Here is a 15,927-nt window from a genome sequence, read left to right on the forward strand (position 1 = left end):
GGATGGGGACAAAAAAGGAGGGTAGGATATGGCGCGCATACGGATTGAACATTTTGGCCCTGTGGAGCTGTTTGATGAGGAGATCGCGGATGTGACCGTTTTGATTGGCCCCCAAGCGAGCGGAAAAAGTACGATCAGCAAATTGATTTTTTTCTTTCAATCCATTCCTGATGAATGGGTGAACTATTTGCTTTCAGTACGTCAAACGGAAGAACACAACCCATTTTTTGAGTTCAATAAACGTCTTCGGAGAAAATTTGTTGGGTACTTTGGCACAACCAAACATATGAAACCGTTTCATATTCGCTATGAGTATGATGTTCAAAAATTTGTTCGCCTGGATTTAAAGGACGGTTATGTACAAATCCATTTCAGTGATCCACTAAAACGGGAGATCCAGGAAAATTTTTTGCATGTTGTGCAGTTAAAAAAGGAAATGCAATACGAACAACAACAGTTGGATGATTTTTGGAATGTTTCCTCCTGGAAAGTGCGGCAGCAAAATGTGTTGGAAAAGGTCAAAGCAGCGATCACTGAAGTATTCGGCGATTCCAAAACACCCATTTTTATCCCTGCAGGGAGAAGTCTGGTGGCCACATTGTCGGATCAGCTTCAGGATATTAACCCGCAGCAACTCGATGTGTTAACAGAACAGTTTATCGAGCGAATTAATCTGCTGAAAAAGATGTTTTCACATTCATTTGAGGAAATCATCGAAGATCGCAAAAAATTCTCGACAGAAAAAATTGACTTTGAGGCGATCCGACTGGCCATCAAGATGATCGAAGGCGTGATGAAAGGGAAATACATGTTCTCTGATTATGGGGAGCGGATTTTTTTTAATGAAAGAGAGTATACAAAACTGAAGTTTTCCTCTTCTGGACAACAGGAAGTCGTTTGGATTTTATTGCTAATTTTCACCATCATTCTGGAACGGCAGCGAGTATTTATGGTGATTGAAGAACCGGAGGCACACTTATACCCGAACGCGCAAAAAGAAATGGTTGCCTTATTGGCGTTGCTGCTCAATGTGACGAATAGTACACTCGTGGTTACGACTCACAGTCCATATATTTTGTCTGCTTTTAATATTTATTTGTATGCTGCCAAAATCGGAAAAAAATTGGATCGGCGTGCCAATCCAATTGTAGACCGACAGTTGCGGATTTCTCCGCAAAGGGTAAAGGCCTATATTCTGAAGAATGAAGGGGGGAGGTTCTGCTATCGAAGCATTATGGATGATGAATTGCAGTTAATGCAAGCTGAAGCGATTGATGAAGCATCATCAGCAATCAACCGTGTGCTCGATGAGCTTATGGAGGCGGAGGAAGAGGGAAAATAAACATGGCCATTGCAGAGTGGGAACATTGCTTGCAATACTGTGATCATCGAAGGTTGGCTGTCGTTGAAGAAAATGGGAGGGGAGTCCGTTTCGTCAACAAGCAGCAAAAGCACGTCGCTTTGTACCGTGTAGATGGTTGTTTGCTCATGGAGGGAAAGCGTTGTGATTTCCTATTTTTAGTATTAGAAGAAAGCCGAGCGTTTTTTGTCGAGTTAAAAGGGTCTGATCTCGAGGAAGCTGTGAGGCAAATCATGCGAACGGTTGAACAATTAGGCAAGAAGTTGTCTGGATATCGGTTGGAAGGGCGAATTATCATGACGCGTGTGAGAACGCCTGCTGTAAAATCGACCGATAGGATCAAGCTGGAAAAAATGTTGCGGAGAACGGGCGGTTCGTTAGCGGTGAAAGTGAAATGGGATGAGGTAGAGGTGTAAAGGAACATGAGGAACGGACCTGTGTTCCAAACAAAGCAAATTGATATTCCAGCAGAACAGGTTGACGGCATCCGCATTCTCGTTGACCGCCTTTGGCCGCGGTGTCAAAGGTCGAAGCGTGCCGTGACCGCTGGTGAAAGAGACTGCCCTCCAGCAATGGTTTGGCCATCGGCCGGAGCGGTTTGCCGAGTTTGCGAGAACGTATGAACAGGAGGACTGATACGACGAAGCAAGCGCTCGTTACGGAGCTGCTTTCGCTTTCCGGGACGGTGACGTTGCTTTATGCCGCCAAAGACGAGCAGCACAACCATGCCATCGTTCTTGGGGAGTTTTTGTGCAACATCGCTAAGGAGGGGTTTCGGATGATTCGCGCCATGGTCGGCGATCTGACCAAAGTGGAAGGGATCGAGTACATTTGCAATGCCGCCAACGGCATCGGACCGATGGGCGGTGGGGTGGCAGCGGCGATCCGCCGGGCGGGGGGACGTGTGATCGAGGAGGAAGCGATCCGCGTCTGTCAAGCGCAAGACCCTAAGCCCGGCGATTTGTACGTGACAGGGGCAGGCTCGCTGCCGTTTCGCGGGGTCATTCACTTAGTGACGATGAAGCAGCCTGCAGGGGCGACGTCGTATGACATCGTCCGGGCGTGTCTTGAGCGGCTTGTGGCGTATTGCCGAGAGCACGGAATCAAGAAGGCGGCGCTGCCAGCGTTAGGGACAGGCGTCGGAAGGCTTGACAAAGAAAACGTGGCGCGATTGTTCGTCGAGGTGCTGGGTCCGGTCGAGGATGTGGAGTTTGTGGTCGTGGACATTGATCAAGCATTTATCGATTTTGTCCAACAGCGCCAATAAAGGGAGAAAAAGGGCCTTGACTTCGTCTTGGCCCTGCTTTTTTTGGCAATGAATAACGTGTTTCCTTCTTTCTCATATCATATTATAATAGGAACACACGAATGAATGAGTTTCATTGACTTCCTGATCCGGCGGCGGGGGGTGGCATCATCGTTGGTGTCCGAATGACGAAGCCGGTGTGAAAAGGGAGTGGGGTTTCCTGTTCGAACCGCGACCAGGAAAAACGGCCCAAAACGCTTGTGTAAGCGTTTTGGGCGCCATCCGGAGGGATGATTATGTTATTCCAATCGCCAACATTGAAGACATGTCAAGTATTAGTCGATGAATTCCGCCTGGCCCCGCAGCCGTTTGAGCCGGAAAAGCTCCGCTTTGCGGGTGTCGGGGACCGGGACGTTTACAATATTTCTGCACCGTTTGAAGATGAAGGTGAATTTGTCATCGCGGGCCGCGTCGAGTCGCGCGACAGCGAGCAGTCGGAAGTGCACTTTTTTGTCGAGCGTGACGGCGTCTGGGTTCCTCGTGAAGGGGCGCCAGTGTTCGCCCTGCAGGACCCATTTGTGGCGCGCATTCACGGCCAGTTGGTGTTTGGCGGGGTGGAGACGTTTCCGCATCCAGTGTTTGCTGGCGAGCATAGCTGGCGGACGGTCTTTTACCGCGGCCGCAATATCCGGAGTTTGAAAAAGTTCGCCGAAGGGCCGGACGGGATGAAAGATATTCGCCTTGTCGAGCTGAAAGATGGCTCGATCGGCGTGTTCACCCGGCCGCAAGGGGAAAAAGGCGGCCGCGGGAAAATCGGGTTCACCCGCATTTTCTCGCTCGATGAGTTGACGCCGGACGTGATTGACGCCGCGCCGATTTTGGACGCCCAATTTACGGATGAAGAATGGGGCGGCGTGAACGAGGCGCATTTGCTTGCAAACGGGCTTGTTGGGGCGCTCGGCCATATCGCTTGCTTTGACGAGCACGGCAACCGCCATTACTACCCGATGGTGTTTGTGTTGAATCCCGAGACGATGGAGCGTTCGGAATTGGAATTGCTTGCGCTTCGCTCCCACTTTTTGGACGGACCGGCGAAACGGCCGGATTTGGCGAATGTCGTCTTCAGCGGCGGACTCATCCGCAAAGGCGACGGCACCGCCGAGCTGTACGCGGGCGTCGGCGATGCTGAGGCGCAAAAAATTTCCCTGATCGACCCGTTTGCGAAATACGAAGCGCAAGAGCTTGATCGGATGTATGCTTCCGTTTAGCGAAAGGATCGGTGCGACAGACCTTCTCTATGAATGGGGAAGGTTGGCGGCCGGTCCTTTTTCACATTTGGCCGGCTATGTTTCTTGCCTTGTGCGAAGGGCTTCGGTTTGACATAAACGTGACTTGTTTGCGCGATAGACCATAATAGCCAGCGGCAGTCGGAGCCGCGTTGTTCTCCTAGGAGTCGGTCGGACGAAACCATTTTGGCGGATATGGATCCAAAAAATGTTCATAATGTATAAAACGGAAGATTTTGCATTCATATTCGCTGACTTCAATCCATTGGACGGATTCTTAGGGAAGACCCTTTTCGCCTCCCATTGCCCCTTTCGAAGCCATCCAGTATACTGAGAAAAAAGGGAATGGGGAGGGGCCTTCGTTGTCTTTTCCGCTTGCTTCTGGCGTGTCGTATGAGCGCTATTGGGTCCTGCGTGAACAAAGCGATGATCGTTTAGAGTATATTGATCGGGCCGTGTATATGACCCCGTCGCCAAGCGTGCGGCATCAGCTCATCTCGAGCCGGCTTCATTTTCAGTTCAGTTTGTTTTTTCGAGGAAAGCCGTGCGATGTGCTGGCGGCGCCGCTTGATGTGGAGCTTGTTGATGAGCAAACAGGGGAACGACATGTGGTCGTTCCCGACTTGACGGTCATTTGCGGCGAAGAACGATTGGATGGAACGAAGTATATCGGAGTGCCGCCGCTGATCGTCGAGATTTTAAGTCCGTCGAACCAGGCGCATGATCTTGTCACCAAGTTCAATTTGTACATGGCATGCGGTGTCCATGAATATTGGATCGTCAATCCGATGAAGCAGGCTGTGACGGTGTATGTGCTCAATGAGGAACGGCTGTATGAGCAGGCGGATGTTCAAGTGAAAACGGGAACGGTTCGCTCCGTGTATTTTCCGGGGCTTGCAATCGACATGCCCGAATTGTTTCGTTGACAAGGTGCTGAGAGGATGGCTTGAAAGCGAACAGCGTGGGATCAATCCCACGCTGTTTCCGTGAAAATGCGCGTGCCTTGATGATTCATGTTCATGCCCGGGTGAAGGGCAAAACGTTGCCCATGAGATGTTTCGATGAACACACGTGCCTGGATGATCCTTTTCATGGCTGGACAAAGAGCAACACTTGTTGGTCAACTACCCCCACTTCGCTAACGCTTGAGTGGGGGCTTGCAACTCCCCAGAAGTGCGAGCGGACTTCGTCCTCCTTCCTTGATTTGGGGTTGCATCAGGGGCAGGTTGACAACTACCCAACGACGCCGGTCATGCCTGCATCGTTACCGATTCTCTCGGTGTGTCTGTTGGCAGTACTTGGCTTCCACACACAACAGACGGACCTACGCTCGATGTTTGACGGTTGCCACGTTTCCTGCAACCCACTCCATCCATCGAGCAGCCGTGATTGGAGTGCCTTTATTGAACAGTTTTCTCCACGTCTTTATTCGATCATACACAAAAGAAAGGGGGAACGCGCATTCCTCTCCCACTTACTCCCTTTGGTCGTTGAAGTGGAAGTCTCCTGCGCGAAATAGGATGAAGTTTTTCTGTGTCCAACAGGATGTTCATCGCCTGCGTGATGTCCCTTTACGGTTGCTTTTGCCGCTTTTCTCGCTCTTTCAACTTTTCTTCCATCCGCTTCAGCAGCTTTTCCCAAGGGTTTTCGGCCGTTTTTTTCTTGCGCTTTCGTTTTTCTTCCGCCATGCTCAAGCGCCTCCTTTCGCCGCGGCCGATAAGGCGAGCAAGCCGCGCAGTTCGTCATCGGAAAGTTCGGTGATCCACGCCTCGCCTTCGGTGATGAGGTCGGCGAGCGCTTGTTTTTGTTCGAGCATCTCGTCGATTTTTTCCTCGATTGTCCCGACGGTGATCAATTTATGGACGTGGACGAATTTCGTCTGTCCGATGCGGTAGGCGCGGTCGGTCGCCTGGTTTTCCACCGCCGGGTTCCACCAACGGTCGAAATGGATGACGTGGTTGGCAGCTGTTAAGTTGAGCCCGGTGCCGCCTGCTTTGAGCGACAAAAGGAAAATCGGCGCTTTTTTCGCTTGGAACTCATCCACCATCCGGTCGCGCGTTTGTTTTGGGACGCCTCCGTGCAAAAACAACACCGGCTCATCAAACAAGTCGGAAAGCAGCTGTTGGATCATCTCGCCCATTCGCACGTATTGCGTGAAGATGAGGCACGATTCGTCGTTGGCGCGGATTTGCTCGATCAGTTCGATGAGCTTTTCGAGCTTGTGCGACCGTTCAACGAGCTGGCGGGGGCGGCGTTCTTTCAAATACAGCGCCGGATGGTCGCAAATTTGCTTCACACCGTTTAGCATTTGCAAAATCAAGCCGCGCCGCGCAAACGGACTGGCTTCCTTTGCCCGTTCGAGTGTGTCGTTGACGAGCTGCTCGTACAAGGCAGCCTGTTCGGCCGTGAGCGGGCAATATTCTTTTTGTTCGAGCTTATCCGGCAAGTTGAGCGCAACCGCTTCATCCGTTTTCGTCCGCCGCAAGAGAAATGGACGGATGAGCGTTTGCAGCGCCGCTTTTTTGCGGGCATCGCCTTCTTTTTCGATCGGTCCGGCAAATCGGCGTTCAAACTCGGCCGCACTGCCGAGGTAGCCCGGGTTGAGGAAGTGGAAGATGCTCCAAAGTTCGCCGAGACGGTTTTCAACCGGCGTGCCGGATAAGGCGATTTTATGTTTTCCGCTCAAGCGGCGGATGGCGCGCGCTTGTTTTGTTTGCGCGTTTTTAATGTTTTGCGCTTCATCCAAGCAAATGACGTGCCAGTGCATCTGTTTTAAATCGTCATGGTCTAAATGGGCAAGGTTGTAAGACGTAATGACGAGATCGGCCTCGCCTGCCGTTTGCACGAACGCATCGTTTTTCGCCCGGTTCGGTCCATGGTGCACGTAGACGCGCAAGTCTGGGGTGAAGCGGGCGCATTCCTTTTGCCAGTTGCCGATCACGCTTGTCGGGCAGATGAGCAACGCCGGCGTGTCCGGGCGTTCGATTTCTTTGACGTGCGCCAAATAAGCAAGCAGCTGCACCGTTTTGCCTAGCCCCATGTCATCGGCCAAGCAGGCGCCAAAGCCGAATCGGCGCAAAAAGACGAGCCAGTCGACGCCGCGCTGCTGGTACGGGCGGAGCGTGCCGCGAAACGACGGCGGCACATTCGCTTTCGGCAATCCATCCAGCTGCTGGAGCTGGCGGATGAACGCGCGGAACTGATCATGGACGTCAATGTGGATCGGGATCGATTCGTCCGTTGCCTCTTCGCGCTCCTCTGCTTCTGAAAGCAGCGTTTGCGCCACGATATCGTGGATCGGCACGCCTTCTTTTTTCGCCTTTTCCATGAGCGCCTGGGCGCGGCGGACAAGGGCGGGGTCAAGGATGAGCCATTGGCCGCGCAGGCGAATGAGGCGCCGCTTTTGTTCCGCCAAAGCGGCAAACTCCTCTTCCGTCAGCTCAATCCCGTTGGTCGCGACGCGCCAATCGAAATCAGCGAGCCGCTCAAGGCCGAACAGTGATTCGGCGTTGACGGAAGGCGACAGTTTCGCTTTGATCGACAGCTGCGCCTGGCGGATGTCGTGCCACCAGTCGGGAAGCAAGAGGCGTACGCCCGCTTCGGTGAGCTTTAAGCTGTCTTCGGACAAAAAACGCCACGCTTCTTCATTAGACAGTTCCGTCCGCAGACCCTCCCCGGCGTCAAGCCACGGCACGATCGCGCAAATGCGGCGAATGGCGCGCTGGATCGATGATTCATATGGGCGCCAGGCGCGCGGAATATCACGGGCAGAGGCGATGACGCTGTCGTCGATGGCGATGAACACCGCTTCCAGCGTCCATGCGTCGCCGTCCTCAGGCGGCTCGACGAGGCGAAGCCCGACCGTAAACGGCGGCCGGTCGCCGAGCCAGCCGATTTGTTCCAGCCAATCGTCTTCCGTTCCGATCCATTGGCCGCTGGGGGAGGCGATTAATGGATAAGCGCGAACGATGTCGCCCCAAATGCCGCGCAGCTCTGGGTCGCGCGACAGCCAGTCGGCGATTGCCAGCGACCGCCATGTAGCGACGAACGGATCGGGATCGTCATCCGCGCCGCGCCAGCGGGTGCGACCCGCTTCGCTCCATGCGCCGCCTGTGTTTTTCCAAAGGGAAGCGTCTGGAAGGAAGCGGCGTTCCCCCAACCCATTCCAAATGTGTCTCGCCCACTCTTCCAATCGGGCGGTGAATTCATCCGCCCATTCGATGACGGAAAAGCGCGAGTGCGGACGCAACGCGAACAGAGTGAGCGCTTGCCACGGCGACAGCCGCACGATGTCGTCTTCGATATCAATCATGGTCCCGTAAAAGGTTTCTTCGTGCCAAGCCAATAAAGGCGAAACCCATGATGAGGGATGGGTGGAACCAGAGAGCTCGAAACATCGAATCTCTTCATTCCATCTGCAGGAAATCTGAATCGTCTCCAATGCCTTCATGGAAGCAGTTTTCCTTTCTTTAATTCTTCATGAAACGCGCGCAGGCGCGCCGTTTTGGCGAGCAGCTGTTCAAGATACGCTTCCCATTGATCGAATCGCTTCATCGAGCGGTAATGAGCCCGCATCGTTTTCAAGTGGCGGACCGCCCTTTGGTAGCTTGACCGGTTTTTCTCGTTGAGCAGCTTGATCACGGTCCGATGATATAACGGCATGACAAGATCCGTCCCGCGCGCTTGCAATGTTTTGAGCAGCTGCGGATGCAGCTCATCAGCGGTGATGTTCGCCCATAAGAATAGGTCCACGACTTCCCGGTAGCGTCCTTGCCGATACAAAAAGTTGGTGTACTCGTTGACGCTGTACGGAAGGCTTCGCTGCAAAAAATCTTCCCATGCGTCCGAGCGGTTTCGTTGCCGGGCGTACATTTCAAACCAGTGCGCCGCTTCGTCCAAAAAACGGCTTCGGATGGGAGCGGGTATATGCGAAAGATAAAGCGGCCAATCGTCTTTTGCTTTTTCCCAAACGGCTTCAAACCGTTTCAAGAGGCCGTTTTGAATGAATCGCCCCATCCATTCCACCAAAAACAAGCCTGCCTGATCGGGGAACGCGCGGTAAAGCGCCATCGCTTCGTCGTCTTCGCCAAGCAAAAAGGAAAGATGAGCCGCCGCCATAGCGGCGCGGATGTCGTCTCGGTCTTTGGCGAGCCGAAGGAGTTCGGCTCGTTCCTCTTGCCGCCATGTGGGCTTGGTGAACAGCGATTCCCACGCGGTTGTGTAAAAGTCATAGCCGAATGATGACAGCCCTCCGTCCAAAAACAGTACATCACGAACATACGGAATCGTCTGTTCAATCAACGCGTTGAGCGACCGCGGCAGCGATTGAGTAGACAATTTTTCCAAGGCGTCAAAGGCGCGGTCGGCGACATAGTTGACGTCCTGCTGCCAGGAAAACTGTCCGTAAGAGGCGAATACGACGTCGTTCCACCCTTGCGCCTCCCCGTACTGCCGAAGCTTTTCCAACAAAAAGAGGGCGGCATGAAGCTCCCGCAACGGACGGGCGCCAGCTTGCTTCCCTTCGTTTTTGCCAAGTTTCGGGAGCAGCTGGAAGGCTAAACGGTACGGCCAGTTTTGGCCGTTTTGATGGCGGGAGAAAAAGTCTTCATACTGTTTCTCGAACTGGCCCCGCCAATCTTCAACCGTTTCATTGGCTGTGATCGAAAGGCCTGCCGTTTTCCCCGCGCGTTTTGGAGCAGGCGTTTTTGGTTCATGGACAGCGGATTCTTTCCACAACGCACCGATTTGCCCTTTTTTCCAAAGGCGGAACAGCTCGCCAACGTCGAACACGTTGCCGTATATATAAAAGAACAGCGCCAAAACGTGTGGACACAGCCCTTCCGTCCCGCACGGGCAGCGATGGCGGCGGGTGACGTTGGACAAATCAACCATGACGTCATGAGGAGTTTTGTCAGACACGACCCCTTCCACTTCATGGCTGTTGATGACCATCACGTTATAGACGAACCCGTATCTGGACAAATCCCGTCCTTTTTGAATGAGATTGTGGAAAATGGGATACGGCAATTCTTTCACCAATTCTTCTGCCGCTTGCCGCAAAAGCGGTTTGGAGATCGTGGTCTGCAACATGTCGGTCCGTCCTTTCCGATCCATTCCTTATCATCCTATTATAGCATGTGACAGCGTGTCGAAAAAAGAGGGGCAATGTGACAAAACGCGTCTGTTCTCGAGCCGGCATGAAAGGACATTGCGAGCTTTTGAACGTGTACGCGTTTTGATAGAAAGAAAGCTGGTGATGGTTGAACGTCTATCGATGATGGTATAATAGGAATAGAAAAAGTCCAAATGGAAAAGAAAGCAGGTGCATCGAATATGGCGGAAACGCCGCGGAACGCGTTATGCCCGTGCGGAAGCGGGAAAAAGTACAAGCATTGTTGCGGAAAAAAAGAGGCGGTTTCGATTTCGTCATTGATTGACCGCGAGTTGATCGAATGCATGAATGATATGCGTCAGTTTGTTTTGCAGCGGTATGAGAGGGAGGCGGAAGAGCTTTTAGACCAGTTCCCGCTTGATGAGATGCCGGAGGAACTCGAGCTTGGCGTGCAGATCATGGCGGTGAACTGGATGTTGTTTTGTTGGCCGCTTGATGAAACAGGACAAACGATCTTTTCTGCTTACCGGAAAAGCCGTCATTGGGAGCGGTGGCGCCCGTCCGTTCAGGCTCACATCGAGAGGTGGGAAGGAGCCGTTCCGTCGCTTGGCGAGTTCATCGGCTATGAGGACGACAATCGCCCCGTTGTCCGGGATTTGTTGACGGGAGGGGAAAAGATCGTTCATTTATTGGCTTCCCATCAATGGCCGAGCGTGATCGAAACAGGAGATGTGGTGTTCGGCTTCCTTGTGCCGTACCAAGACGTGTTCACGTGTTTCACAGCGGTGTTTCCGCTCCCGGCGTCAGGGAAAGATCGATTGCTTCGGGCGATTCAACAAGAAGGGGAGTGGAGCGGTCAGCCATCGGCTTTATGGATGCGCGATCGGTTCGTCGCTGTGCTTTCCGATGTGCTCTTGGAGTGGCTTTGGCAGTTCGCCAAACAGTTCAAATGGGATGATCCGAAACAAGCGGCCGTCATTCGCGAGCTCGATGAAAACGAGCTGGAGGCGCCAGCGGCGCTGCTCAATCAAGCGTTCGCCATATGGGCGATCTATTGCGGAAAAACATCCCGCCTCCCTTATTCGGTCCCCGTCTACGCGGCGGCGCTCCGCTATGTGGCTGGGCATTTGATGAAGGCGGAAGGATCGGAGGTGGAAGACATCGCCGATCGGTATGACGTGATGCCAGAAGATGTGCGATCGGCGGCGTTGGATTTTTTCCTGATGGCTGTTGATGATGAAGACGACGAGGAATGGCTCGATGACTGGGAGGAAGACTGGTTCGAAGAGGAAGGGGATGAGCTTGATGCGCGCATCAATGAATGGATCGATGACATCGATCTGATGTTGATGCGTGAAGGATGGAACGAGAAGCGAGTCAACCGTCATATTGACCGCGCCATCCGTTCGTGGCGGAATGAAGGCCTGCTCGAGGAAGTGAATGAAAAAGAATTGCGTAAAGAACTCCGCGATGTAGCGTGGGAGATCTTCACCGATCGGGGATTCATCTAGAAGCTGGCAGAAAAACGGGCGCTGCGCGCAAGTCAGCGGCATTTCGTCAGAAAGGAAAGCCGGTTCCACAAGGGCTCTCTCATTCAACCATCATGGAGCTCAACCCAAGCTCTCTATAAGCAGAAACAGGGAATGGAATACGTTCCATTCGTGAAACTCCAAAAAAAGCGGCGGGGAACGATCCGTTTTGACCGAATCCATAATGGATTGGGAAAAATGGCTTTGTGCGCGATTCCGACCGTTTTTAATATCTTGGTCGCCGTTTTGGAAAGGAAAGATTAGAAGGGAGGATTTTGCATGGCAATCGGCCGAAATGACCCGTGCCCGTGCGGAAGCGGGAAAAAGTATAAGAAGTGCTGCATGAACAAACAGCAGGAGCGTGAAATCAAGCGGGTGCGGCAGCGCCGCTTTTTTGACCAAAAATATGAGCTGTCGCAAATGGTGCAGCGGTTTTTGGATGAATCGCTGTCTTATGATGAACGCGAAGCGGTCAACCGTACATTTCGCCGAATGATCGAACAAAAGGATCATCGTGAAGAGTTGAAGGTGTTTGAGACGCTTTGGCGTTTTTTCCTCCATCGTTATCCGAATGGATTGCGCGGCGTTGAATGGTTTCAACAGGAAAAAGGGCGTCGTCTGTCTCCGGAGCTCAAGGAAATGTTGGACCGCTGGGTTCGACTTGTGCCGCGCCTTGTGCAATTTGTCGATTTGCATGATGAAGGAGGAGTGGCGGTCGACCGGTTGACGGGCGAGAAACTTCTCATGCCGTATTGCGAGACATTGGAGGTTGTGCGCCCTTGGGGCGGCATGTTTGCCTTTTTGGAGCCCTTTGACGGCGGCTATTACGTTTGCGGTGTATCATCGATTGTGGATCCGAAGGGCGTGGAACGGGCGGAAGAGAACATTCGCGTCTTGTTGACGCAAACCGATTGGCCGTATGAAAAGGTAGCCGTTGAACATTTTCTCGATATCGTTGATGCAGGCTATCCTCCGAGGGCGGACGATGTACAAGAGGAGCGCACGCGATGGACGTATGAATACGAATGCCAGGAAGCCGCTGAGGCGATGAGGAAGCTTGCTTCGATCGGACGCGCTCACATTGATCATGACGATGGGGAGAAAGTGGAAGGTTCATGGTGCACCAATGTGTACCATTATGTCGGAGTGATTTCCCCCAAGCCGATTCATGTGTTTGAATTAGGCGGGTCATTATCCGCTCATCGGTCGCGTCTCGTGTTGTCTACCGAGGAGGAAGGGACGGCCGAACAGCTCGTGTCGCTGCTGCAGGCGTTTGGGTATTCCCCAAAAGAACGAAAACGGGGGACAGAAGCCGTTTTGCGCCGAAAAGGGATCGAAAACGTTTCGCTTCATATTGATTCAGACCCAGACTCTCCCCCTTGGGTGGCAACGATGGCCGGATTGGATGTTCAAATGGAAAAAGCCCTTCACACCCCGCTTGAGAAATGGAATGGAAAAACCCCTCACGAAATGGCGCGCGAGGGGCGTGTGCAGGAAGTGGATGAGTGGCTGAAAGAGTATGAATTCCATTTGTTTAACATGCAAGAACGAGCCAATTTGCCGGTGCTCATCGGAGTGAATCCCATTCGCTCCCGTTATGGATTGCCCCCATCTCCGTTTAGCTCATCACATCGTCTTTCGGACTTATGGAAAATGAAATGGATGGGGCCGGAAAGAACCGAGACATTGTTGATCCGCGCGGAATGGGAAGGGATGTATTTTACCGATGACGCATTGGCGTTTTATAACGAAGTCATCGTGAGCGGAGAAAAAGAGGCCAAAGAGGCGTGTTGGGCCGTGGTTTTGCTCGTGTGTGAATATATGACCGGGCGGACGTTTTCATCGTGGGAGGACGTAGGAGAAGAAGACTGGAAACAATGCATCGTCGATCAAATCCCGTCAAGATGGAGTTCGTTTTCATGGGAAGTGGTGAGCCGAGCGCTCGATATGTTGCTTGAGTGGGCCGATTGGCTGGACCGCCGTTATGGAACGAATCATCGAACTGTTATTGGTGCCGTGCTGGAAGAGGTCAGAAGCGAATTGGAACATTGCTTTGCTTTGCTGGATGAATGGAGGGGCGAGAACGGAAAGGGGGATGAGGAACTGATGGCTTGGCAGCTTGCTCGTTTGTTTGGTTTGCCTATTTCCCTTTCCGTCGGTTTCTCGTTTTTCCGCGTCAAGCGTGTGGAACAGGGGAAGGCGGTGCTGGATTGGCTTGCCCATAACCGAACGGTGACATGGGACATTCCGAAGCGGGCAGAGCCGCATCTGTTGCCGGGCATGTATATCGTCGCCGCGACCGATCGCAACGGCAAGCTGGACGATCTTGCCCGCGTATATCCGCCGTCTTTCTCACCGTACGTAGAGCCGTGGCTTCAGGCGCTGCAAGAGTGGCCAGACAAGGTGGAGAAAGAACGGGCTGCGTTTCAAGAGCGCCTGCTTGCCTCGTTGTCCCGTTTGCTTCGCCGGCCGTAGGCGTCCCGATGAATGACGGGGCGCTTGTTTCTCTCGGCTCGGCCTCTATGATTCTCCATTATGCAGGCAAGCCCAATGGTAAGAGTCATTCATATTCTTAGGATTTTGGTCCATCACCATAACGTGTGCTTGAGAAGCAGGGTTTTTCTCGTTTTACCGAGAAACGGATGAGGACGCGAATGATCCAAGAATCCTACACCTTTAGGAGTGCGGAGTGTCAACCGGCATGAAAATCATGGATTGGCTGATTTCTCCTTGGAGAAGGAAATATGGCATGTTTTGAAAAAGCCAAGGGCACCTTTTGATAAAAATGGAATGCGAATCGATGTTCTCGACATGAGCGGCGGAAGTCCCAAAGTGCTTGCGATATGTGTTGCTGAAAGCAGTTCCATCACACGTTGATCGTGAATGTCTCCCCAAAGTGTTTAGCTGGCCCGAGCGTTAGCGTAGAGGGGGAGAACGTTCAATGACTATGATACAAAGAAAGTAGGTAGCTATATGGTGAAGGCATCGCGAAACAATCTTTGTCCATGCGGCAGTGGGAAAACGTACAAGCATTGTTGTGGGAAGAAAGAAGCAGTATCGATAGAATCTCTAATTGACCGTGAAGTGGCCAAATGTATGCAAGATGTGTTTTCGTTTGCGTTAGAGCGATATGAGGAAGAGCTTGCTTTCATGATGTCTGGTTCTCCATTTCAAGGGCTTCCTAACGAGCTGGAGACCAGCGCCAATTTATTGCTGACGAACTGGGCGATTTTTCACAGACACGTTGATGACAAAGGGATGACAATTTTTTCAGCCTATATGAGAAGCCGGCGCCGCACGCGGTGGCGTCCAGCAGTGCAAACTCATTTGAAGCGATGGGACGAGGCGGTTCCGTCGTTTGACGAGATCATTCATATCGAGGATGAGCGGCGTTTCCTTGTACGCGATCTGTTGACCAGAAAAGAAAAGTACGTCCGTTTTTTGACGCCGGAGGAGCTTCCGTCTGCTAGGGAGGGGGACGTGTTAGTAGGATGCCTCGTTCCGCATGGGGACGAGTGGGCGTACTTCATGAAGGTGCTGCCGATTCCAAAGAGCGGGAAGGATCGGCTTGCGCGGGCGCTTCAAGCGGAATGGAATCCGGATATGAAAACGTGTGAAGTGTTTTTGCGCGAGTCGTTTCCGGAATTGCTTGAAATAGCGGTCCATGAGCTGTTGTGGCAGCTGCTGAGCGAAAAGGACTGGGGGGATCGAGATCAAGATGATGTTTTTCGCGAATTAAAGAAAAAGGAAGAAACAACCTCCTCCCTAGTGCTCAGCGAGGCTGCGTTCCTTTGGCGCGCATATTGCGAAATGGATGAACCGGTCATCAAGAATCCTGCTGTGTATGCGGCTGCACTCCGTTATTTGGCGAGTGAAATGGCTGGAAGAGAATTTGTCAATATGGAAAAGGTTGCGGAACACTACGGCGTTCCTGTAGAGGAAGTGGAAGCCGCTGTGATGGAATTGTTTTTATTTCGCACAGAGTTGCTCGATGATGGAGATGATGAGGGCGAGAATGATGATGAGTGGCTCTTTGACGATGGGGATGACGGTGATGAGATCTGGTTCGACGACGGTGGGATGGAGGATGGCGATGAGCTGGACCGTGCGATTGAGGAATGGCTTGACCAAGTTGAGGAGTTGTTTGATTGCGAGGGCTGGGACGTTGATCAAGTCCATCGCTTGATCGACAAAGCGATCCGAACATGGAAAAAGGACGGGTTGCTTGAAGGAGTCGATGCAGCTGAGTTGCGCAAGGAGCTCGAGGAGCTCGTCTGGGAGACGTTTGCCGAACGGGGATTTTTGTAAGGCGATGGACAAAGCAGGCAACAAAGGACAGATGGGTGCGAAAGAAGGTGCCCTTGAGAGATGACGGATACCTTCTTTCGCATGCG

At 52.5% G+C, this 15,927-nt stretch carries 11 protein-coding genes and 1 pseudogene; 10 read left to right on the forward strand and 2 right to left on the reverse strand.

Annotation, left to right across the window (positions count from 1 at the left end; translation table 11 throughout):
• Window positions 1-28 precede the first annotated feature (28 nt).
• The 7 genes and pseudogenes from B9L19_RS01185 (at window position 29) to B9L19_RS01210 (ending at window position 4,818) form a co-directional block, all read left to right on the forward strand.
• Complete coding sequence (locus B9L19_RS01185; protein ID WP_047752531.1) at window positions 29-1,342, forward strand: AAA family ATPase; 1,314 nt, start codon at window positions 29-31, stop codon at window positions 1,340-1,342.
• Window positions 1,343-1,344: 2 nt separating this feature from the next.
• Window positions 1,345-1,776 carry a hypothetical protein gene (locus B9L19_RS01190; RefSeq protein ID WP_047752532.1) on the forward strand — a complete coding sequence of 144 codons (432 nt, stop codon included), beginning with the start codon at window positions 1,345-1,347 and terminating at the stop codon, window positions 1,774-1,776.
• A 6-nt stretch (window positions 1,777-1,782) separates the two neighbouring features.
• A complete protein-coding gene (locus tag B9L19_RS19725; RefSeq protein ID WP_425268990.1) occupies window positions 1,783-1,983 on the forward strand; it encodes a DUF488 family protein, N3 subclade in 201 nt (66 codons plus the stop codon).
• Window positions 1,980-2,060 (forward strand): annotated as a pseudogene (locus tag B9L19_RS19625) (hypothetical protein); the annotation flags it as partial. The gene B9L19_RS19725 and the pseudogene B9L19_RS19625, both read left to right, overlap by 4 nt.
• Before the next feature lie 78 nt (window positions 2,061-2,138).
• Window positions 2,139-2,627, forward strand: coding sequence for a macro domain-containing protein (locus B9L19_RS01200; protein WP_025948759.1), 489 nt, complete (start codon window positions 2,139-2,141; stop codon window positions 2,625-2,627).
• A 275-nt stretch (window positions 2,628-2,902) separates the two neighbouring features.
• Window positions 2,903-3,874: an MTP-1 family protein gene (locus B9L19_RS01205; RefSeq protein WP_025948760.1), complete on the forward strand. Its 972-nt coding sequence runs from the start codon at window positions 2,903-2,905 to the stop codon at window positions 3,872-3,874.
• A gap of 380 nt (window positions 3,875-4,254) precedes the next feature.
• On the forward strand, window positions 4,255-4,818 hold the full coding sequence (locus B9L19_RS01210; protein WP_025948761.1) for a Uma2 family endonuclease: 564 nt from the start codon (window positions 4,255-4,257) through the stop codon (window positions 4,816-4,818).
• Between the two features lie 764 nt (window positions 4,819-5,582).
• Here the strand turns inward: B9L19_RS01210 and B9L19_RS01220 are convergent.
• Window positions 5,583-8,342 carry a DEAD/DEAH box helicase gene (locus B9L19_RS01220; RefSeq protein ID WP_047752533.1) on the reverse strand — a complete coding sequence of 920 codons (2,760 nt, stop codon included), beginning with the start codon at window positions 8,340-8,342 and terminating at the stop codon, window positions 5,583-5,585.
• The gene (locus tag B9L19_RS01225) at window positions 8,339-9,982 is read right to left on the reverse strand and encodes a hypothetical protein (protein WP_047752537.1); all 1,644 of its coding nucleotides are present in this window, start codon (window positions 9,980-9,982) and stop codon (window positions 8,339-8,341) included. Before B9L19_RS01225 ends, B9L19_RS01220 begins: the two co-directional genes overlap by 4 nt.
• Window positions 9,983-10,198: 216 nt before the next feature.
• Here B9L19_RS01225 and B9L19_RS01230 point away from each other — a divergent pair, with 216 nt between their 5' ends.
• The 3 genes from B9L19_RS01230 (at window position 10,199) to B9L19_RS01240 (ending at window position 15,841) form a co-directional block, all read left to right on the forward strand.
• Window positions 10,199-11,515, forward strand: a complete 1,317-nt coding sequence (locus B9L19_RS01230; RefSeq protein WP_053004375.1) for an SEC-C domain-containing protein — start codon at window positions 10,199-10,201, stop codon at window positions 11,513-11,515.
• Between the two features lie 297 nt (window positions 11,516-11,812).
• Window positions 11,813-14,008: a YecA family protein gene (locus tag B9L19_RS01235; protein ID WP_011232729.1), complete on the forward strand. Its 2,196-nt coding sequence runs from the start codon at window positions 11,813-11,815 to the stop codon at window positions 14,006-14,008.
• A gap of 498 nt (window positions 14,009-14,506) precedes the next feature.
• A complete protein-coding gene (locus tag B9L19_RS01240) occupies window positions 14,507-15,841 on the forward strand; it encodes an SEC-C domain-containing protein (RefSeq protein ID WP_015865238.1) in 1,335 nt (444 codons plus the stop codon).
• Window positions 15,842-15,927 lie beyond the last annotated feature (86 nt).

The sequence above is a fragment of the Geobacillus thermocatenulatus genome, from assembly GCF_002217655.1.
GTDB lineage: Bacteria > Bacillota > Bacilli > Bacillales > Anoxybacillaceae > Geobacillus > Geobacillus thermocatenulatus.